The 19,863-nt window shown below is 71.8% G+C and carries 17 protein-coding genes; 9 read left to right on the forward strand and 8 right to left on the reverse strand.

All coding sequences use genetic code 11. From position 1 onward, the window contains the following. Positions 1 to 12: 12 nt before the first annotated feature. From ACWFQ8_RS23705 to ACWFQ8_RS23725, 5 genes are all read right to left on the reverse strand, one after another. Positions 13 to 1,590 (reverse strand): FAD-dependent monooxygenase, encoded by a 1,578-nt coding sequence (locus ACWFQ8_RS23705; RefSeq protein ID WP_453788253.1) that lies wholly within the window; start codon positions 1,588 to 1,590, stop codon positions 13 to 15. 1,860 nt (positions 1,591 to 3,450) lie between these two features. Then, positions 3,451 to 4,317: an amino acid ABC transporter permease gene (locus tag ACWFQ8_RS23710; protein ID WP_453788254.1), complete on the reverse strand. Its 867-nt coding sequence runs from the start codon at positions 4,315 to 4,317 to the stop codon at positions 3,451 to 3,453. Then, positions 4,314 to 4,988, reverse strand: coding sequence for an amino acid ABC transporter permease (locus ACWFQ8_RS23715; RefSeq protein ID WP_453788255.1), 675 nt, complete (start codon positions 4,986 to 4,988; stop codon positions 4,314 to 4,316). Before ACWFQ8_RS23715 ends, ACWFQ8_RS23710 begins: the two co-directional genes overlap by 4 nt. 84 nt (positions 4,989 to 5,072) lie before the next feature. Next, the gene (locus ACWFQ8_RS23720) at positions 5,073 to 5,909 is read right to left on the reverse strand and encodes a glutamate ABC transporter substrate-binding protein (protein WP_453788256.1); all 837 of its coding nucleotides are present in this window, start codon (positions 5,907 to 5,909) and stop codon (positions 5,073 to 5,075) included. Between the two features lie 118 nt (positions 5,910 to 6,027). Then, on the reverse strand, positions 6,028 to 6,813 hold the full coding sequence (locus ACWFQ8_RS23725; protein WP_453788257.1) for an amino acid ABC transporter ATP-binding protein: 786 nt from the start codon (positions 6,811 to 6,813) through the stop codon (positions 6,028 to 6,030). A 329-nt stretch (positions 6,814 to 7,142) separates the two neighbouring features. On the opposite strand from ACWFQ8_RS23725, the gene ACWFQ8_RS23730 reads away from it, so the two are divergent. From ACWFQ8_RS23730 to ACWFQ8_RS23740, 3 genes are all read left to right on the forward strand, one after another. Further along, on the forward strand, positions 7,143 to 7,847 hold the full coding sequence (locus tag ACWFQ8_RS23730; RefSeq protein ID WP_453788258.1) for a response regulator transcription factor: 705 nt from the start codon (positions 7,143 to 7,145) through the stop codon (positions 7,845 to 7,847). 12 nt (positions 7,848 to 7,859) lie between these two features. Then, positions 7,860 to 9,272, forward strand: coding sequence for a sensor histidine kinase (locus tag ACWFQ8_RS23735; RefSeq protein WP_453788259.1), 1,413 nt, complete (start codon positions 7,860 to 7,862; stop codon positions 9,270 to 9,272). Between the two features lie 330 nt (positions 9,273 to 9,602). Beyond that, complete coding sequence (locus tag ACWFQ8_RS23740) at positions 9,603 to 10,586, forward strand: ROK family protein (protein WP_453788284.1); 984 nt, start codon at positions 9,603 to 9,605, stop codon at positions 10,584 to 10,586. Positions 10,587 to 10,599: 13 nt separating this feature from the next. On the opposite strand, the gene ACWFQ8_RS23745 is transcribed toward ACWFQ8_RS23740, so the two are convergent. Beyond that, entirely contained in the window at positions 10,600 to 11,595 is a 996-nt protein-coding gene (locus ACWFQ8_RS23745) for a TAXI family TRAP transporter solute-binding subunit (protein ID WP_453788260.1), read from the reverse strand. Positions 11,596 to 11,697: 102 nt separating this feature from the next. Here ACWFQ8_RS23745 and miaB point away from each other — a divergent pair, with 102 nt between their 5' ends. Together miaB and ACWFQ8_RS23755 are read left to right on the forward strand one after the other, a co-directional pair. Further along, entirely contained in the window at positions 11,698 to 13,212 is a 1,515-nt protein-coding gene (gene miaB, locus ACWFQ8_RS23750) for a tRNA (N6-isopentenyl adenosine(37)-C2)-methylthiotransferase MiaB (RefSeq protein WP_453788261.1), read from the forward strand. 190 nt (positions 13,213 to 13,402) lie between these two features. Continuing rightward, positions 13,403 to 14,110 (forward strand): hypothetical protein, encoded by a 708-nt coding sequence (locus tag ACWFQ8_RS23755; RefSeq protein ID WP_453788262.1) that lies wholly within the window; start codon positions 13,403 to 13,405, stop codon positions 14,108 to 14,110. A gap of 57 nt (positions 14,111 to 14,167) precedes the next feature. Here the strand turns inward: ACWFQ8_RS23755 and ACWFQ8_RS23760 are convergent, their stop codons facing one another. Both ACWFQ8_RS23760 and ACWFQ8_RS23765 read right to left on the reverse strand, forming a co-directional pair. Further along, the gene (locus ACWFQ8_RS23760; protein ID WP_453788263.1) at positions 14,168 to 14,413 is read right to left on the reverse strand and encodes an antitoxin; all 246 of its coding nucleotides are present in this window, start codon (positions 14,411 to 14,413) and stop codon (positions 14,168 to 14,170) included. Positions 14,414 to 14,436: 23 nt separating this feature from the next. Next, positions 14,437 to 14,640 carry a gliding motility protein gene (locus ACWFQ8_RS23765; RefSeq protein ID WP_453788264.1) on the reverse strand — a complete coding sequence of 68 codons (204 nt, stop codon included), beginning with the start codon at positions 14,638 to 14,640 and terminating at the stop codon, positions 14,437 to 14,439. Between the two features lie 164 nt (positions 14,641 to 14,804). Here ACWFQ8_RS23765 and miaA point away from each other — a divergent pair, with 164 nt between their 5' ends. From miaA to ACWFQ8_RS23785, 4 genes are all read left to right on the forward strand, one after another. After that, positions 14,805 to 15,743: a tRNA (adenosine(37)-N6)-dimethylallyltransferase MiaA gene (gene miaA, locus ACWFQ8_RS23770; protein WP_453788265.1), complete on the forward strand. Its 939-nt coding sequence runs from the start codon at positions 14,805 to 14,807 to the stop codon at positions 15,741 to 15,743. Between the two features lie 132 nt (positions 15,744 to 15,875). Beyond that, a complete protein-coding gene (locus ACWFQ8_RS23775; protein ID WP_453788285.1) occupies positions 15,876 to 16,418 on the forward strand; it encodes a hypothetical protein in 543 nt (180 codons plus the stop codon). Between the two features lie 167 nt (positions 16,419 to 16,585). Next, positions 16,586 to 17,461, forward strand: a complete 876-nt coding sequence (dapF, locus tag ACWFQ8_RS23780; protein WP_453788266.1) for a diaminopimelate epimerase — start codon at positions 16,586 to 16,588, stop codon at positions 17,459 to 17,461. A 140-nt stretch (positions 17,462 to 17,601) separates the two neighbouring features. Further along, complete coding sequence (locus ACWFQ8_RS23785; RefSeq protein WP_453788267.1) at positions 17,602 to 19,683, forward strand: RelA/SpoT family protein; 2,082 nt, start codon at positions 17,602 to 17,604, stop codon at positions 19,681 to 19,683. Positions 19,684 to 19,863 lie beyond the last annotated feature (180 nt).

The raw sequence follows: 19,863 nt of genomic DNA on the forward strand, positions 1-19,863 counted from the left end.
TCCGCGAGGGGGTCAATCGATCACCGCGGTCGGCGTCGGTGTCGGCGGGAGCGCGGGCCGGGACGCGGGCGCCCCCCTTCGGACGGTGTCGGCCGCCTCGTACAGCTCCGCCGGGCGCACCCCCGCGAAGGTCGCCGCCAGGTGCCCGTCCGGCCGGACGAGCAGCACGGTGTGAGCGGGGGCCCCCGGGTAGCCGTCCGCGACCAGCAGATCGGTGCGGACCGGGAGGGCGCTGACCGCCGCCGCGAGCCGGGGCATCAGTCCGGCGCCCAGCCAGTGGCGCCGGTCCCACACGCCGGTGCCCGGGGCGACGAGGACCGCCAGCAGCCGGCCCTGCCCCAGCAGGTCGCGCAGCGGGACGGTCGACCCGTCCGGTGCCGTCACCGGGACGTTCGCCACCGGACCGCCCGGTTCCGTGGCCGTCGGCACCTCGCGCACGGCCACCGGGGGCGCGTACGACGGCTCCGCGCCCAGCGGACCCCGCCCCAGGTGGCCGTCGGTGAGCAGGGACTCGGCGGACCGCGCCGCCCCGGGGAGGTAGGTGCGCAGGGCGCCGCCGGAGCGCAGCGCCGGCATCGCCTGGTCGGCCGCGCGCAGCCGGGCGGCGACCGCCGTGCGCCGCTCGCCCTCGTAGCTGTCGAGCAGTGCCTCGGAGGCGCCGGTGTGCCAGGCCAGGGAGAGCTTCCACGCCAGGTTCTCGGCGTCCCGCAGCCCCTCCTCCACGCCCTGGGTGCCGAGCGCCCCCAGCAGGTGGGCGGCGTCCCCGGCGAGGAAGGCGCGGCCGTCGCGCCAGCGCCGGGCGAGGCGGTGGTGCAGGGTGTGGACACCGGTGTCGAGGAGGTCGTACGGGGGAGTCGTGCCCCCGCACCACGCGGCGAGGGTGTCCCGGACGAGGGTCACCAGCGCGTCGGGGGTCACGAGGTCGCCGCGCGCCGGCAGCAGCCAGTCCAGCCGCCACACCCCGTCGGGCAGCGGCCGGGAGGTGACCTCCTGCGGCGGGTCGCGGTGCAGCAGGGCCTCGCCGGGCCAGGGCAGTTCGGTGCGCAGCGCGGCGACGGCGTGCCGTTCCACGGCGGTGCGGCCCGGGAAGCGGATGCCGAGGAGTTTGCGCACGGTGGAGCGGGCGCCGTCGCAGCCGACCAGGTAGCTGCCCCGCCACCAGGTGGTCTCGGCGCCCGTGGTGTGCGCGGTGACCCCGTGGCCGTCCTGCTCCACGGAGTCCAGCCTGCTGTCGGTGACCAATTGGACGAGGGGGTGTGCGCCGGCGGCGTCCCGCAGCCCGCGCGAGAGGGCGTGCTGCGGCAGGTGCAGGGGGGCCGGGTGGTCCTCGAAGGTGATCCGCTGGGCGGGTTGGCGCCGCCGCATGGTGCGCCATGCGGCGAAGTACGCCCCCTCGTCGCGCAGGGTCGCGCAGCCCAGCCGGTGCGCCATGGCCGCCGTGTCGGCGTGCAGGACGACCGTCCGGGCCGGTCGGGGTTCCTCCTTGCCGGGCCCCTCGTCGAGCACGACGCTGGGCACGCCCTGGCCGGCCAGGGCGAGGGACAGGGACAGTCCGACGGGGCCCGCGCCGACGACGATCACCGGGTCCATGGCGCGGCTCCCGATGTCCGGTATGTGATCACAGAACGTATGCAACCCACTGGAGGTGCCTGCGTCAAGTGACGCCCGCCCGCGACCGACGCGGCTACAGGAACCACAAACGTCGAAGAGGGCGCTAATTTCACCGATACCCACACCGACGCGGACCCCCGAGCCGCAGACAGCCGACTGCTTCGCGTCGCCCGAGGCGCCGTCCCTCGTGGGCGTCTTCTCGTGAACCAAGCTTCGGTGGCATGCGTGCAGGCGAACCGTGTGACGCATGGCCGCCGGGCAGATTGTGGCCTGGGGAGACGGCGCGACTGATTCGCGTCATCGTGCGGCCTGAATTCCTTCCTCAAGCATTCCGGTCATCGTGTGGCCGGAATGCTTTGTCCTGGAATTCGGCCAGCTCGACCGGAATTTATCTTTTCTGCTACCTCTCTTGGTCTCCTGGTGGTGTGATGCTCAAGTAATCCTCAGAAGGCCGCTATTTCGCTTGCCCGACTCCGGCCTCCATGGAATTGTCATGGACGTGCAGGAGGCGGAGGCGCCGTCCGTGTGCACGGGGAGTCGGGCGCATGCGCGATACCGCTCCGCCTATTGTCCTGTCGAATAGCACTTCAAGGTTTGACCGATCGAGAAGAAAGGCTAAGGAATTTGCTGATGAGCATTCACATTCGGCGGACCGTTACTGCGCCGGCGCTTGGAGTGTTGCTGGTCGGTCTCTTGTCGCTCGGGAGTGGGGGGACTGCATCGGCTTCCGAATCCGGCGCCACGGCCCACCCCAGCGGCTGTCGCAGTGAGGTGGGTTCCGGGAAGTGGGGGACCATCACCTGGTGCGACAACCATAACGGCGGATCCTACCGGGCTGTTGCGAACTGCAGGGAGGCTGAGACCGGAAGGGTGGAGCAGTTCTACGGTACGTGGAGGCAGAACGGAGATTCCTACGCGTACTGCGAGGGGGCCTACCGGGCCTATTCAGCGGGCCTAGTGTCATCTCCCAGGAACAACACCTGAGAATGTCCGGATCGAATCAGAAAGGATCAGCGGTAATGAAGAAGCTGTATGCGGGGGTGCTCGCCGGCGCGGCCATGGCGTTCCTCGGGCTCCAAGGCGTGGCCACTGCGGCCCCCATGGGCTGGCCGGACGGGTGTACCAACTACAGGTCACCGATCGGTGGCGGTTGGTTAGCCCAATGCAGTAACAGCAATGGCGGGCACTACAAGGCGACCGTCACTTGCTATCGTTGGGGCGGTGGCCCTGACGTCACTCACGATGCGGTGGCTTGGACCAGCAGCGGGCCTTCCTTCGCCGCCTGCCCGCCGAACACTTCCGTCAAGTCCGGCGCCATCTGGACAAGGTCCTACTAGTAGGTTGAACCGCTCGGCGGCATCCTGTGGTCGCACAGAACACCACGCTGCGACCATATGGGAGCGGGGACAATGAATGCGGTGCTCCATCCGGTTTATCGGATGGAGCACCGCACGTTTGTGTGCGGCGATGGGATCCCCCTTCGTGAATGAGACCGACCAAGCCGCGGTGCCGCGACAGGCCGGACGATGGAGGGGGCCGGAAGGGTGTTCGTGGTGGGGTGTACCAGCCTGCCTATCGAGGCCCTGCCGCTGGCGGCGGCTGCTCTCTCGGCGTGCTCGGCACCACGGACATCCCCCAGGGGTCAGCCGCCAGATCTGTAGATGTCCGACAACCCGAAGCAACCCAACCGTGTCAGCGCCGCCGTTCAGGACAACGCCGTGTGGTGCGGCGGAAGGGTTCCGCCGCACCACACGGGCTGGGCACTACGACTGACCGCACGTCAGGCCTGCAGGAGCCTCGATCGGGATGGGGAGGGCCGCGTCAGCCGGCTCTGTTCGCTCAGGTGGCCATGTCGTCGAGGTCGGCCGCGCCGACCACGGCGCCGGTGCCCTTCTTCGACTTTCGCAGGCGCTTCTCCAGCCAGGAGGCCAGGGAGGTCAGGGCAAAGTTCACCGCGATGTACAGCAGGGCGATCACGACCATGGTCGGGATGGTGTTGCTGTAGTTGGCGGAGATCTGACGGTTCATCGACATCAGATCGGCGAAGCCGAGGACAGCGCCACCGAGGGCCGTGTCCTTGAGGATAACCACCAGTTGGCTGACCAGCGCGGGCAGCATCGCCGTGACAGCCTGCGGGACCAGGACGTACATCATGATCTGGCCCTTGCGCATACCGATGGCCTGGGCCGCGTCGGTCTGGCCGCGGGGCAGCGACAGGATGCCGGCCCGGACGATCTCGGCGATGACCGAGGCGTTGTACAGGACAAGTCCGGTGACCACGGCGTACAGCGGCCGTATGTCGGAGCTGACGGTGCCGAGCAAGACGTACAGCGCGGAGCTGAAGATCATCAGGATCAGGACCGGGATGGCGCGGAAGAACTCCACGACCGCGCCGACCGGGACACGCACCCACGTGTGGTCGGAGAGCCGGGCGATGCCGAGGAGAGCGCCGAGCGGCAGTGCGATCACCATGGCGATCACGCCGGCCTTGAGGGTCTCCACGAGGCCGGGGAGCAGGAACGTCGTCCAGATCTGGCTGTCCGTGACGAACGGGGACCACTTGTCGGCCGCGAGCTGGTTCTTCTCAGCCATGCGGTCGAGGATCCACCACAGGGCCAGCGCGACAAGTACGGCGAAGACGCCGGTGTAGATCCAGTTGCGAACCTTGGCCTTGGGGCCGGGAGTGTCGTACAGAAGGGAGGTCATCGCTTCACCGCAACTCGCTTGGCCACCCAGCCCAGCAGCAGGCCGGTCGGTAGGGTCAGCAGAACGAAGCCGAGAGCGAAGACCGCGAAGACCGCGAAGAGCGCGTCCGCCTCGTTCTCAAGCATTTCCTTCATCAGCAGGGCCGCCTCGGCCACGCCGATGGTGGCCGCCACCGTGGTGTTCTTGGTGAGGGCGATCAGCACATTGGCGAGCGGCGCGATGACCGCCCGGAAGGCCTGGGGGAGCACGACCAGGGTGAGCACTTGGAAGAAGCTCAGACCCAGAGCGCGGGCGGCCTCGGCCTGGCCGACGGGCACGGTGTTGATGCCCGAGCGCAGTGCCTCGCAGACGAACGTGCCGGTGTACGCGATCAGGCCCAGGATCGCAAGGTTGAAGCCGATCTCCTTGGAGGTCCCGCCCCCGAGCGTGATGCCCAAGGTCTGGTCCAAGCCCAGCGAGCAGCCGAGGATGAGGAGGGTCAGCGGCGTGTTGCGCACGATGTTGACGTACGTCGTGCCGAAGGTCCGCATCAGCGGGACCGGACTGACCCGCATCCCGGCCAGCATGAGGCCCCATATCAGGGAGCCTGCCGCCGAGTAGAGGGTGAGCTGCACTGTCACCCAGAAGGCTCCGAGCACGTCGTACTGCCCGGAAGTAAGAAAGTCGAACACGTTGCCCTGCGCTCTCCCCAGGATGGCCGGTGAGGAACGCCGCCGCCCCGTGACGGGCGTGCGGCGGCGTTCCTCACCGATGAATCAGCTGCCTTCGGTGATCTGCGGGGCCGGCTCGGCCTTGTAGCCGGCGGGGCCGAGGTTCGCGTCCACGGCCTTCTGCCAGGAGCCGTCCGCGACCATCTTCTTCAGTGCCGCGTTGACCTTGGACTGGAGCTCGGTGTCGCCCTTCTTCAGGCCGATGCCGTAGGGCTCGTCGCTCAGCTTCAGACCGGCCAGCTTGAACTTGCCCTTGTTCTTCTCCTGCGCCGCGTAGCCGGCCAGGATCGAGCCGTCCGTGGTCAGCGCGTCCACGGACTTGTTCTCGAGGCCCGTGAGGCACTCGCTGTAGCCGGGGTACTCGCGCAGGTCGGCGTTGGGGGCCAGCTTGGTCTTGACGTTCTGCGCCGAGGTGGAACCGGCGACCGAGCACAGCTTCTTGCTGTTCAGGTCCTCGGCCTTGGTGATCGAGCTGTCGTCAGCGCGGACCAGCAGATCCTGATGGGCCAGGAAGTACGGGCCGGCGAAGTCGACCTTCGCCTTGCGCTTGTCGTTGATCGTGTAGGTGGCGACGACCAGCTTCACGTCGCCGTTGGAGATCAGGTTCTCGCGCTCGGCGCTGACGGCCTGCTTCCACTCGATCTGGTCGGGCTGGTAGCCGAGCTCCTTGGCCACGTACGTCGCGACGTCGACGTCGAAACCGGTGTACTTGCCGTCCGGGGTCTTCAGGCCCAGACCCGGCTGGTCGAACTTGATGCCGATGACGACCTTGTCCTTGGTGCCACTGCCCGTGGCACCCTTGTCGCCGCCGCCACAGGCGGTCGCGGTCAGGGCGAGGGCGACGGCGACGGCCGCGGCCGCACCGGCCTTGGAGATCTTCATGGTGAACTTCCCTCGGATGAGACGGTGTTGGCTGACGAGTGACGACTGCGGCGGATGAACCGCGGACAGGAACGGCTGCGGTGGTGATCCGCCACCGGATGCCTACCAGACGCGACCGTCAGTGGTGCAGGATCTTCGACAGGAAGTCCTTGGCGCGGTCACTGCGGGGGTTGCTGAAGAACTGCTCGGGCGTGGCCTCTTCGACGATCTTTCCGTCGGCCATGAAGACGACGCGGTTGGCCGCGGAGCGGGCGAAGCCCATCTCGTGCGTGACGACGACCATCGTCATGCCCTCGCGGGCGAGCTGCTGCATGACCTCCAGCACCTCGTTGATCATCTCCGGGTCGAGGGCCGAGGTCGGCTCGTCGAAGAGCATCACCTTCGGCTCCATGGCCAGCGCGCGGGCGATCGCCACACGCTGCTGCTGACCGCCGGAGAGCTGCGCCGGGTACTTGTCCGCCTGCGAGCCGACGCCCACCCGGTCCAGCAGGGCGACCGCCTTCGCGCGGGCGGCGGCCTGGTCGGTCTTGCGGACCTTGAGCTGGCCCAGCATGACGTTCTGGAGCACCGTCTTGTGCGCGAAGAGGTTGAACGACTGGAAGACCATTCCGACGTCCGCACGCAGCCGGGCCAGTTCCTTGCCCTCGGCCGGGAGCGGCTTGCCGTCGAGCGTGATGGTGCCCGAGTCGATGGTCTCCAGACGGTTGATCGTCCGGCACAGCGTGGACTTGCCCGATCCCGAGGGACCGATCACGACGACGACCTCACCGCGGGCAATGCTCAGATCGACGTCCTGAAGCACGTGCAGCGCGCCGAAGTGCTTGTTGACGTTGCTCAGTACGACCAGGTCGTCCGCGGCACCGGCCGCGTCCTGCACGTCCTTGGTCACTGATACTCCGCTCATCGGCTTCTTGCTCCGTCCTCCTCGGTTGGGAGGACAGTAGTGACGTGGCGCGCACATCGTCATCACATCTGAGGGAGAATTGAGCATAACGATCCGGCCTCCTGCGGATACGCTCCGTGCGCGGCACCGCCCGGACCGCAGGTGCGGTCGTACCGGGTGCGTAACGGAAGCCGCGCCGGGCCGGAACCCTCTTGACGTGGGAGTCCGTATCGGCGTGGATGCAGGGTGGCCCCCGACCGCGCGCGGCGGCCCCGCGTACGGAACCACCCGGGAAACCGCCGAAGAAGTCACCGAAGAAGTCACCGAAGAGGAAAGGAGAGGGGGACGACATGAGACTGCTGCTCGTCGAGGACGACGACCACGTCGCCGCCGCCCTGTCCGCGATCCTCGCACGGCACGGCTTCCGGGTCACCCACGCCCGCAGCGGCGAGGAGGCCCTGCAGGCCCTACTGCCCGCCGACGCGCCGCCCTTCGGGGTCGTGCTGCTCGACCTGGGCCTGCCCGACCAGGACGGCTACGAGGTCTGCGGGAAGATCCGCAAGCGCACCGCCACGCCCGTCATCATGGTCACCGCGCGGGCCGACGTGCGGTCCCGGATCCACGGCCTGAACATGGGCGCCGACGACTACGTCGTCAAGCCGTACGACACCGGTGAACTCCTCGCACGGATCCACGCCGTCGCCCGCCGCACCGGCGCCTCCGAGGAGACCTCCGCCACCGGGACCGGCATCCCCGCCCTGGTCCGGCTCGGTCCGGTCAGCATCGAGCTGCCCACCCGCCGGGTCAGCGTGGACGGCGCCGACGTGCCGCTCACCCGCAAGGAGTTCGACCTGCTGGCCCTGCTCGCCCAGCGGCCCGGCGTCGTCTTCCGCCGCGAGCAGATCATCAGCGAGGTGTGGCGCACCAGCTGGGAGGGGACCGGGCGCACCCTGGAGGTCCACGTCGCCTCCCTGCGCTCCAAGCTGCGCATGCCCGCCCTCATCGAAACCGTCCGCGGGGTGGGCTACCGGCTCGTCACCCCGGCCGCCCCCTAGCGGCCCCCCACCGTGCGCGCCCGGCTGCTTCCCCTGCTCGTCGTCCTCATGGCGGGCGTGCTGCTCGCACTCGGCTTCCCGCTCGCCGCGAGCCTGGCCGCCGCGCAGCAGCAGCGGGTGGTCGTCGACCGCATCGACGACAGCGCCCGCTTCGCCGCGCTGGCCCAGTTCGTCGTCGACGCCGAGGGATCCGGCTCCAGCGGGGCCGACGAGCGCCGCGCGACCCTCCAGCACGAACTCGCCCGCTACCAGGAGCTCTACGGCATCCGCGTCGGCATCTTCCTCCGCGACGACGACGCGATGGCCCGCGCCCCGGGCTGGTGGGAGCTCCCGAAGTCCGGCGAGGGCCGGGAGGCCTTCGACGAGGCGCTCGCGGGGCGCCGCAGCCACGATCCGCCCCAGGTCTGGCCCTGGCAGACCCGGGGCAAACTGCTCGTCGTCTCCCCGGTGGTCCTCGACGGGGACGTGGTCGCCGTCGTCGCCACCGAATCACCCACCGATCTGATGCGCGGCAGGATCCTGGAGGGCTGGCTGGTCATCGCGGGCGGCCTCGCCGCCGCCATGCTGCTGGCCTTCGGCGCCGCCCTGCGGCTCACCAGCTGGGTGCTCAAGCCCGTACGGACCCTGGACGCGGCGGCCCACGGCATCGCCACCGGGCGGATGAACTCGCGCGTCGCGGCCGGCGGCGGCCCGCCGGAACTCCAGCGGCTGGCCCGCTCGTTCAACGAGATGGCCGACAACGTCGAAGAGGTACTGGAACAGCAGCGGGCGTTCGTCGCGGACGCCTCCCACCAGCTGCGCAACCCGCTCGCGGCGCTGCTCCTGCGGATCGAGCTGCTCGCCCTCGAACTCCCCGAGGGGAACGAGGAGATCGCCTCCGTGCGGACCGAGGGCAAGCGCCTCGCGCAGGTTCTCGACGACCTGCTGGACCTGGCCCTGGCCGAGCACACCTCCGCCGAGATCAGCCTCACCGACATCGGCGACCTGGCCGCCGAGCGGATCGCCGCCTGGCGCCCCTACGCCGAGGAGAAGGGCGTACGGCTCACCGGGACCGGCCGGACCGCCGTCGCCGGCTGGGCCGATCCCGTCGCCCTGTCCAGCGCGCTCGACGCCGTCATCGACAACGCCCTCAAGTTCACCCCTTCGGGTGAGGAGGTGGAGGTGTCGGTCGTCGCGGCCGGACGGACCGTGCAGGTGGTCGTCGCCGACCGTGGCCCCGGTCTCACCGAGGAGGAGCTCCTGCGCGTGGGCGACCGGTTCTGGCGCAGCGGCCGGCACCAGAACGTCAAGGGTTCCGGGCTGGGCCTGTCGATCTCCCGGGCCCTGCTCGCCGCGGGCGGCGGATCCCTCTCGTACGAGACGAACCCGCCGCACGGGCTACGGGTGACCGTGGCCGTACCGCGCACCGAACCCCACGCGCGCTGACCGGCACGGGCCGTACGCGGGCGAGCGGCGGCCGACCCTTCCCGGCTTCGGCGAGGACCGGTCGCCGGTGGCCGCTCGGCAGGAGAGCGTCGTCCTGCGCCGGCGCCGAGAGCGCGTACGCCTCGTCGCCGGCGCGGACCTCGAAGCCACCGCCCGCTCCCGGCCGCGCGCGGTACCGCCGGGAGGTGCAGGGCCGTCCCGCAGGTGCCGCCCGGGTCCGGGAGAGCGGGCGGCCAGGCTCCCGCCCGGCCGGAGGACGGCGCCGCCACCGGCGCATACTGAATCCTGAAACCCCCTGGAGCCGCCACCGTGATCAACCCCACCGCCCCCCTGCCCACTCCGCGGGCCGCCGCCTCCGCGGCCGGTCCGAGCGTGGCGATCGACATCGGCGGGACGAAGATCGCCGGTGCGCTGGTGCACCCCGACGGCACGATGACGGCCACCACCCGCCGCCCCACTCCGCGCGGCGCGGACGCGGACGCGGTGATGGCGGCGGTGACCGAGGTCGTCGCCGACCTGGCCGCCTCGCCGCTGTGGGGTGCGGTGGCACGCTGCGGGATCGGCAGCGCCGGCCCCGTGGACGCCTCCCGGGGCACCGTGAGCCCGGTCAACATCGGGGCGTGGCGGGAATTCCCCGTCCAGGAGCGGGTCTCGGCGGAACTCGCGGCGCGCGGCGCCGACGTGCCGACCGTCCTGGTCGGCGACGGCGTGGCGATGACCGCGGCCGAGCACTGGCTCGGCGCTGCCCGGGGCCACGCGAACGCCCTGTGCATGGTGGTCTCCACCGGAGTCGGCGGCGGTCTCGTCCTGAACAACCAGCTCCACCCCGGCCCGACGGGCAACGCGGGTCACATCGGCCACATCAGCGTGGCTTTCGACGGGGAGCCGTGCATCTGCGGCGGGCGCGGCTGCGTCGAGTCCCTCGCCTCCGGCACCGCGATCGCCCGCTGGGCGGCGGACCGGGGCTGGACCCCGGACGCCGCGGCGGACGGGTCCGGCGACGCCTCCGCGGCGGGCGTGGCCGCGGCGGCCGAGGCCGGCGACCCGATCGCCCTGGCCGCCTTCGACCGCGCGGGTCGGGCACTGGCCGCGGCCATCGCCGCCACCGCGACCCTCGTCGAGACCGACATCGCGGTGGTCGGAGGCGGCGTCGCCGCCTCGGGAGAGACGCTGTTCGCCCCGATCCGCACCCATCTCGCGGGCTACGCCACGCTGTCCTTCGTCCGGAACCTCACGGTGGTCCCGGCCGCCCTGGGCACCGACGCGGGCCTGATCGGCGCGGCGGCGGCCGCGACGACGCTGCTGTCCTCGTGACCGGCGGGGAACGTCAGGGCTTGACCGAGCGGTAGTAGCGGCCCGCGCCCTCGTGCAGGTCCAGGGGGTCGGTGTAGATCGCGGTCCGCAGGTCCACCAGCTGCGCCGCGTGCACCTGGCGCCCGATGTCGTCCCGGCTGAGGATCACCGTCCGTGTGAACCGCTCGGTCAGCCGGGCGTCCGTGCCCGCCGTGGTCACCAGCAGGTTCGGCACGGCCACGGTCGCCACCGCGCTGGTGTTCCGCGCCAGCTTGTACGCGTCCTGCGGCATCACCGCGGCCCGGTAGTACCGCGCCGGGCTCCCGCCGCCCTGCAACTGCTCCACCAGGTCGCCGAGCTGCACCAGCCGGATGTCGAACCGCTCCGACAGCTCGCGCACGGCGCTCGTCGGAAGGCCGCCGGACCAGAAGAAGGCGTCGATCCGCCCGGCCTCCAGCTCGGTCGGCATGGTGTCGATCCCTATCGACACCGGGGTGATGTCGCGCGCCGGGTCCAGCTTGGCCGCCGTCAGCAGCCGCTCCGAGATCAGCCGCACGCCGGATCCCGGCTGGCCGATCGCCACCCGCTTGCCCCGCAGGTCGCGCGCCGACTGCACCGGGGAGCCGGCGGGCACCACCAGCTGCACGTAGTCGTCGTAGAGCCGGGCGAGCCCGCGCAACCGTCCCGCTCCCGGCTTGCCGTCCATCCGGTACTTGGCGACCGCGTCCGCCGTCGCCACCGTGAAGTCCGCCTCCCCGGCCGCCACCCGCTGGAGGTTCTGCTGCGAACCCTCGCTGGGATCCAGCCGTACCTTCATCCCCGGCATGTCCCGCCGGAGCTCCTGCTCCAGCAGCTGCCCGTAGCGGTGGTACACCCCGGTCCGTACGCCCGTACTGAAGGCGAGCTCGCCTTCCAGCTCGGGCTCCGCGAACGGTTCCAGCCACCACACCAGCACACCGAGCGCAGCGAGCACCGCCACCAGTGCCCGCAGGGCATGGCGCCTGCTGACACGCGGCGGTACGAGAGGCATGGCGCGATCCTGCCACCCGCCCCTCGTTCTGTCACGGGCCTTCCGCGGGGGCGGGGCCCACGAGGGGCCCGGGGCCTTCCCGGCACCACCTACCCTTGTCGTATGACCAGCAGCGACCGGAGCCAGGCAGTGGACGTGAAGAGAAGCTACGAGGTGCGCACCTACGGGTGCCAGATGAACGTGCACGACTCCGAGCGGCTCTCCGGTCTGCTGGAGGACGCCGGCTACGTCCGGGCGCCCGAGGGCTCCGACGGCGACGCCGACGTCGTGGTCTTCAACACCTGCGCGGTCCGCGAGAACGCGGACAACAAGCTGTACGGCAACCTCGGCCGGCTGGCCCCGATGAAGACGAAGCGCCCCGGCATGCAGATCGCCGTCGGCGGGTGCCTCGCGCAGAAGGACCGCGACACCATCGTCAAGAGGGCCCCCTGGGTCGACGTGGTCTTCGGCACGCACAACATCGGCAAGCTCCCCGTGCTGCTGGAGCGCGCCCGCATCCAGGAAGAGGCGCAGGTCGAGATCGCCGAGTCGTTGGAGGCCTTCCCTTCCACGCTCCCGACGCGGCGCGAGTCCGCGTACGCCGCCTGGGTCTCGATCTCGGTCGGCTGCAACAACACCTGCACCTTCTGTATCGTCCCGGCGCTGCGCGGCAAGGAGGAGGACCGCCGTCCCGGCGACATCCTCGCCGAGGTGGAGGCCCTGGTCGCCGAGGGCGTCTCGGAGATCACCCTGCTCGGCCAGAACGTCAACGCGTACGGCTCCGACCTGGGCGACCGCGAGGCGTTCAGCAAGCTGCTGCGGGCCTGCGGGCAGATCGAGGGCCTGGAGCGGGTCCGCTTCACGTCCCCGCACCCGCGCGACTTCACGGACGACGTGATCGCGGCGATGGCCGAGACCCCGAACGTCATGCCGCAGCTGCACATGCCGCTGCAGTCCGGCTCGGACCCGATCCTCAAGGCGATGCGCCGCTCGTACCGCCAGGAGCGGTTCCTCGGCATCATCGAGAAGGTCCGCGCCGCGATTCCGCACGCCGCGATCTCCACCGACATCATCGTGGGCTTCCCCGGCGAGACGGAGGAGGACTTCCAGCAGACGATGCACACCGTGCGCGAGGCCCGCTTCGCGAACGCCTTCACCTTCCAGTACTCCAAGCGGCCCGGGACCCCCGCGGCCGACATGGACGGGCAGATCCCCAAGGAGGTCGTGCAGGAGCGCTACATGCGCCTGGTGGCCCTCCAGGAGGAGATCTCCTGGGAGGAGAACAAGAAGCAGGTCGGCCGCACGCTGGAGGTCATGGTCGCGGAGGGCGAGGGCCGCAAGGACGGCGCCACGCACCGCCTCTCGGGGCGGGCCCCCGACAACCGCCTGGTCCACTTCACGAAGCCGCAGGCGGAGGTCCGCCCGGGCGACGTGGTCACCGTCGACATCACGTACGCGGCTCCGCACCACCTGCTGGCGGAGGGGCCGACCCGGACCGTGCGCCGCACCAGGGCCGGTGACGCGTGGGAGAAGCGCAACGCCGCCCCGGCGCAGCCGGCCGGTGTCATGCTCGGCATTCCGACGCTGGGGGTCCCGGCGCCCCTGCCGGCGGCGACGACAGGCTGCGCGGCGTCCTGACCGGACGGGGGCCCCGTCGCTGGGCTCGGTGCGGGTCGGACCCGGGCTGCTGGTCGGTGCGGGTCGGACCCGGGCTGCTGGTCGGTGCGGGGTTGGCGGCATGCGGGGACGTCCCGGGGTGGCCCTCCGCCTCGGGTCGGAAGACGTCTTGGGGTCTCGGTGCGGGGGTGGTCCGGCTAGGCTGCGGATCATGCTCGTAGCCGCCGCCGTCTGTCCTGCCCCGCCGCTGCTCGTGCCGGAGGTCGCCGCGGGGGCCGCCGCCGAACTCGGCGACGCCCGCACCGCCTGCTCCGACGCACTGGCGGTGCTCGCCGCCTCCCGACCCGACCTGCTGGTCGTCGTCGGTGCCGCCGACCCGGACCACCAAGGGCCCTACCCCCAGGGAGCCCGGGGCGGCTTCCGGGGCTTCGGGGTCGAGTCCGACGTACGGCTCGGGGAGGGCGAGGAGGGGCCGCGCCTGCTGCCGCCCTCGCTCGCCGTCGGCGCCTGGCTGCTCGGTCGGGCCCGCTGGGGCTCCGCCCCGGTCGAGGGGCTCGGGGTCGCGGAGGGCCTGGACACCGAGGCGTGCCTGGCGGCCGGTCGGGAACTCGCCGCCCGCGACGCCCGGGTCGCACTGCTCGTGCTGGGCGACGGCAGTGCCTGCCGCACGCTCAAGGCCCCCGGTTACCTCGACGAGCGCGCCGCCGCCTTCGACGCGACCGCCGCCGCCGCCCTCGGTGCCGCCGATACGGGCGCGCTAGCCGCCCTCGACGCCGAGCTCGCCGCCGAGCTCATGGCCGCCGGGCGGGCCCCCTGGCAGGTGCTGGCCGGAGCCGCGTCCGGTGCGGGCCTCGCGGGCCGGCTGCTGTACGAGGACGCCCCGTACGGCGTCGGCTACTTCGTCGCCGCCTGGTCCTGACGGACATGGCGAAGGGGCGCGGGATCGGCTGATCCCGCGCCCCTTCGCTCGACCGCGTCAGGAGGCCGCCGGCGGCGTCGGCCCGCCGGGAGTGTCCTTGTGCGCGATCTTGCCCAGGGCATCCTTGGCCTTGCCCGCGCCGCTGGCGATCTGGCCGCTGTACTTGCCCTTGGTCTTGGAGTCCACGGCCTTCGCCACCTTCTCCAAGCCCTGGCCGATCCTGCCCTCGTGCTGCTGGGCGAGGTCGCCGACCTTGCCCTTCGCCGGTGCGAGCTTGGCTTTGAGATTGTCCAGCAGACCCATGGGTCACCTTCCAGTCGCGGTACCTACGTACGGGCGCCCTCGCCGGCTTCGCGGTCCGCGGCCACGTCGGCGGACTGCTGTTTCGGGATCTCCACGGCTTCCGCCGGGGTCTCCGCGACAACCGTCCCACCCTCGGCCCCGACGGACTCCGCCGTCAGGGTCTCGGCCGCGACCTCCTCGGTCGCAACCTCGTCCTTACGACGGAAAAACCGATCAAAAACGCCCATGTCTACTCCCATAACGTTTCTCGTGCGAGTGAAGTTCCGCCTTGACCGGACCGGCCTCCACCGGCCGTGCGCCCGGCCGGAACCTCGCCAGGGCAACGAACCCGGCCCCACCTCGTCACGTCACCCGATCGGGTACACGCCCCGGTGTTTGCGAGACTGGGGCAGTGAGGAAAGCAGCCCCCGCAGCGCGGGTCATCGCCGTCGTCGGTCCCACCGCGGCCGGAAAGTCCGACCTGGGCGTAGCCCTGGCCCGCCAATTCGACGGCGAAGTCGTCAACGCGGACTCCATGCAGCTGTACCGGGGGATGGACATCGGCACCGCCAAGCTGACGAAGGAGGAGCGCGGCGGCGTCCCGCACCACCTCCTCGACGTCTGGGACGTCACCGACACGGCCAACGTCGCCGAGTACCAGCGCCTGGCCCGGCTGGAGATCGACAAGCTCCTCGACCAGGGCCGCACCCCGGTCCTCGTCGGCGGATCCGGGCTCTACATACGGGGGGCCCTGGACGCCATGGAGTTCCCCGGCACCGACCCCGAGGTCCGCGCCCGGTTGGAGGCGGAGCTCACCCTGCGCGGCTCCGGCGCCCTGCACGCCCGGCTCGCCGCGGCCGACCCGGCCGCCGCCCACGCGATCCTGCCGAGCAACGGCCGCCGCATCGTCCGCGCGCTGGAGGTCATCGAGATCACCGGCCGCCCCTTCACCGCGAACCTGCCCGGCCACGAGTCCGTCTACGACACCGTGCAGATCGGCGTCGACGTGGCCCGACCGGAGCTCGACGAGCGGATCGCGCGGCGCGTGGACCGGATGTGGGACGACGGCCTGGTGGACGAGGTCCGCGCGCTGGAGGCTCGCGGCCTGCGTGACGGAATCACCGCTTCCAGAGCCCTCGGCTACCAGCAGGTGCTCGCCGCGCTGGCGGGGGAGTGCACCGAGGACGAGGCCAGGGCCGAGACGGTGCGTGCCACGAAGCGCTTCGCCCGCCGCCAGGACTCGTGGTTCCGGCGCGACCCGCGCGTGCACTGGCTCAGCGGCGCCGCCGCAGACCGGAGGGAACTCCCCGGACTCGCGCAGTCGTTGGTCGAACGAGCGGTCACAGCCTGATCACGTGATGGCATCGGGACGCCCCGCGCGCCCGTTCGGGGGTCGGCGACGTGCCATCATCAAACTCGAGCCGGTGACGCCACCGGCGGTGAACGCGGCGTACGAAGTCCTAAGTGGGGAGGGCGTGTGGCGATGGAGGCCGGCCCTCGTGACACCGGGCGGGACGACACCCGGCGAGAAGCGGACCCGACGCTTCTCGACGGCTCCGGCGGGCCCGGCGGCCCGGACTCGGCTGCCGCCCCGGAAACGCCCGACGGGCTCGGGCTGCCCGCCGACCCCGCACGCCTGACTCCCGACGGTCCCGACGCGCCGGACTCCGCTGCGGCCGCGGCCGGACCGGAGTTCGAGGTCGAGCTGCGTCCGCAGCGCCGCCTGCGCCTGTGGCAGATCGCCCCCATCGTGATGCTCGCCGCGACGGGCTCGCTGATGTTCGCCTTCCCGCTCGCCTTCGAGTTCGGCGACGGCGGAGCAGTCGTCGCCATGCTCGGCTTCCTGATCAGCTGCTGCGCCGGCGGCTGGGGCATGATGGCGGCGCGCCGCGTCGGCTACACCTGGCCCGGACTCCCGGCCCGGGGCAGCGGCCGCCGTCCCGACTGGCGCATCGCCGCGCTGTACGCCCTGATGGCCGCCGCGCTCGTGGCCCTCGCCGTCTACCGGGTCGCCCGGCTGCGCTGAGCGCCCCCGCAGTCCCGGCGCGCGTACGACCACGGGGCCCGGGCGCCCATGGAGCCCGTACGCCCGTGGACCCCTTACGCCCGTGACGCCCGTACGACCGTGGAGCCGGTCCGCCCGGCCGGTGGACCGCTCCGGCCCGCTGAGCAGGGCCTCGCTACGATGGGCGGGTGACGCAGACCAGCCTCTCCTTCCTCAAGGGCCACGGCACCGAGAACGACTTCGTGATCGTCCCGGACCCCGAGAACACCGTCGAGCTGCCCGCCTCCGCCGTCGCGAAGCTGTGCGACCGGCGCGCCGGCATCGGCGCGGACGGCGTGCTGCACGTCGTGCGGTCCGCCGCGCACCCCGAGGCGGCGCACCTGGCCGCCGAGGCCGAGTGGTTCATGGACTACCGCAACAGCGACGGCTCCGTCGCGGAGATGTGCGGCAACGGCGTCCGCGTCTTCGCGCGCTACCTCCACTACGCGGGCCACGTCGAGCCCGGCGACCTCGCGGTCGCCACCCGGGGCGGCGTCAAGCGGGTGCACCTCGACAAGACGGGCGACGTCACGGTCTCGATGGGCCGCGCCGTGTTCCCCGAGGGCGAGGTCACGGTCAGCGTCGGCGGCCGCTCCTGGCCCGCCCGCAACGTGAACATGGGCAATCCGCACGCCGTGGCCTTCGTCGACAGCCTCGACGACGCCGGCAACCTGCTCACCGCCCCGCCCTGCACCCCGGCCTCCGCCTACCCGACCGGCGTCAACGTCGAGTTCGTCGTCGACCGGGGCCCCCGGCACGTCGCCATGCGCGTCCACGAGCGCGGCTCCGGCGAGACCCGCTCCTGCGGCACCGGCGCGTGCGCCGTCGCCGTGGCCGCCATCCGCCGGGACGGGGTCGACCCGGCCGCGACCGGGGAGCCGGCCACGTACACCGTCGACCTCCCGGGCGGGACGCTCGTCATCACCGAGCACCCCGACGGGCGGATCGACATGACCGGACCGGCCGTGATCGTGGCCGCCGGGCAGTTCGACACGGCCTGGCTCACCGAAACGGCTTTCGGCTGAAGCTTCCCTCCAATGGGTGATCCGTTTCACGCTCGGCGAGAGGTGGACTGCGCCACGTGGTGGGGTCGGTAACATCAGGCACCGGCCCTGAGGGCTCACCCCATGCCCACCACCGCCGGTCGAAGCCGCCGGAGGTGCCCATGAGTGCAGAGGCCACGAACCCCGAAGCACATTCCGAAGCGCGCCCAGAGCTCCGCAGACGGGGCCGGACCAGGCTCGATCTGCGCCGGCTCGGGCGCGCCGCCCTGCTCGGCCCCACGTCCCGCGACCGGCTCCCGGACGCGATCGGCCACGTGGCAGAGGCGCACCGCGCCCACCATCCGGACGCGGACCTGTCCGTCCTGCGGCGGGCCTACCTCCTCGCGGAGACCTCGCACCGGGGCCAGATGCGCAAGAGCGGTGAGCCGTACATCACACATCCGCTCGCCGTCACCCTGATCCTCGCCGAACTCGGCGCCGAGACCACCACCTTGACGGCCTCCCTCCTCCACGACACCGTCGAGGACACCGACGTGACCCTCGATCAGGTCCGTGAGGAATTCGGCGACGAGGTCCGCTTCATCGTCGACGGCGTCACCAAGGTCGAGAAGATCGACTACGGCGCCGCCGCGGAACCCGAGACCTTCCGCAAGATGCTCGTCGCCACCGGCAACGACGTCCGCGTGATGTCCATCAAACTCGCCGACCGGCTGCACAACATGCGCACCCTCGGCGTCATGCGCCCCGAGAAACAGGAGCGCATCGCCAAAGTCACCCGGGACGTCCTCATCCCGCTCGCCGAACGCCTCGGCGTCCAGGCCCTCAAGACCGAGCTGGAAGACCTCGTCTTCGCGATCCTGCACCCCGAGGAGTACGAGAGCACCCGCGCCCTCATCGCGGCCCACGCGGGGGAACGCGACCCGCTGCCCGCCGTCGCCGACTCCGTACGGACCGTCCTGCGCGAGGCCGGCATCGCCGCCGAGGTCCAGGTACGCCCGCGGCACTTCGTCTCCGTGCACCGCATCGCCCTCAAGCGCGGCGAACTGCGCGGCTCCGACTTCGGCCGGATCCTCGTCCTGGTCGGGGAGAACGCCGACTGCTACGGAGTGCTCGGCGAACTGCACACCTGCTTCACCCCGGTCGTCTCCGAGTTCAAGGACTTCATCGCCGTCCCCAAGTTCAACCTCTACCAGTCGCTGCACACCGCCGTGGCCACCCCCGAGGGGTACGTCGCCGAGGTCATCGTGCGGACCCGGCAGATGCACCGCGTCGCGGAGGCGGGGGTCGTCGCGCTCGGCAATCCGTACGCCGCCGCGACCCCGGAGGCCGCGGCGGACCCGTACGAGGAGCGGGTGGACCCGACGCGCCCCGGCTGGCTGTCACGGCTGCTGGACTGGCAGCAGTCCGCACCCGACCCCGACACCTTCTGGAGCGTGCTGCGCGCCGAACTCGCGCAGGACCGCGAGATCACCGTCTTCCGGGCGGACGGCGGCACCCTCGGCCTGCCCGCCGGCGCCAGCTGCATCGACGCCGCCTACGCGCAGCACGGCGCAGCGGCCCACGGCTGTATCGGCGCCCGCGTCAACGGGCGCCTCACCTCCCTGTCCTCCCCGCTGTCCGACGGGGACACCGTGCAGCTCCTGCTCGCGCAGGACGCCTCCTCGGGGCCCGCCGCCGAGTGGCTGGACCACGCCCGGACCCCGGCCGCCCGGATCGCCATCAGCAGCTGGCTGGACTCCCACCCCGACCGGGCGATGGCCACCACCACGGCCGCGCGGGCGCCGCTCTCCGTGATCGGGGCCCGGGGCGGCGGTGGCAACGCCGTCGCCGACCTGCCGGACGCCACCGTCCGGCTGGCGGGGTGCTGTACGCCCGTCCCGCCGGACGCGGTCGCCGGATTCGTGGTCAGGGGCGGGGCCGTGACCGTGCACCGGGTCCAGTGCGAGGCCGTGGCCCGGATGCGCGCGGTGGGCCGCGGCTCCGTCGCCGTGCACTGGCGGGCGACGGCGGACTGCCGGGTCACCCTGGTCGCTGAATCGTTCGGCCGCCCTCATCTGCTGGCCGATCTGACCGAGGCCATCGCCCGCGAGGGGGTCGAGGTCGTGTCCGCCACCGTGGAGGCCCCGGTCGAACAGCGGGTCCGGCACACCTACACGCTCCAGCTGCCGGACGCGGCGGGACTGCCGGCGCTGATGCGGGCCATGCGCGACGTGCCGGGCGTGTACGACGTCAGCAGGGCGTAGCCGCGCACCCGGGCCCGCCCGCAGCACGGATGCACGGCTGCCGGCCGCACGGGAGCCGCGGCGGGACACGGAGGAGCGCCTGCGCCGCAGGGACGCCGGGTCAACGCCGGAAGACCCCGTTCGGGTGGCCCCGGCGCGCGCCGTGCGCGGCGGCGCGGCCCACGCTGGTAGCGGTGGTGG

This window comes from Streptomyces sp. NPDC055254, from assembly GCF_053606025.1.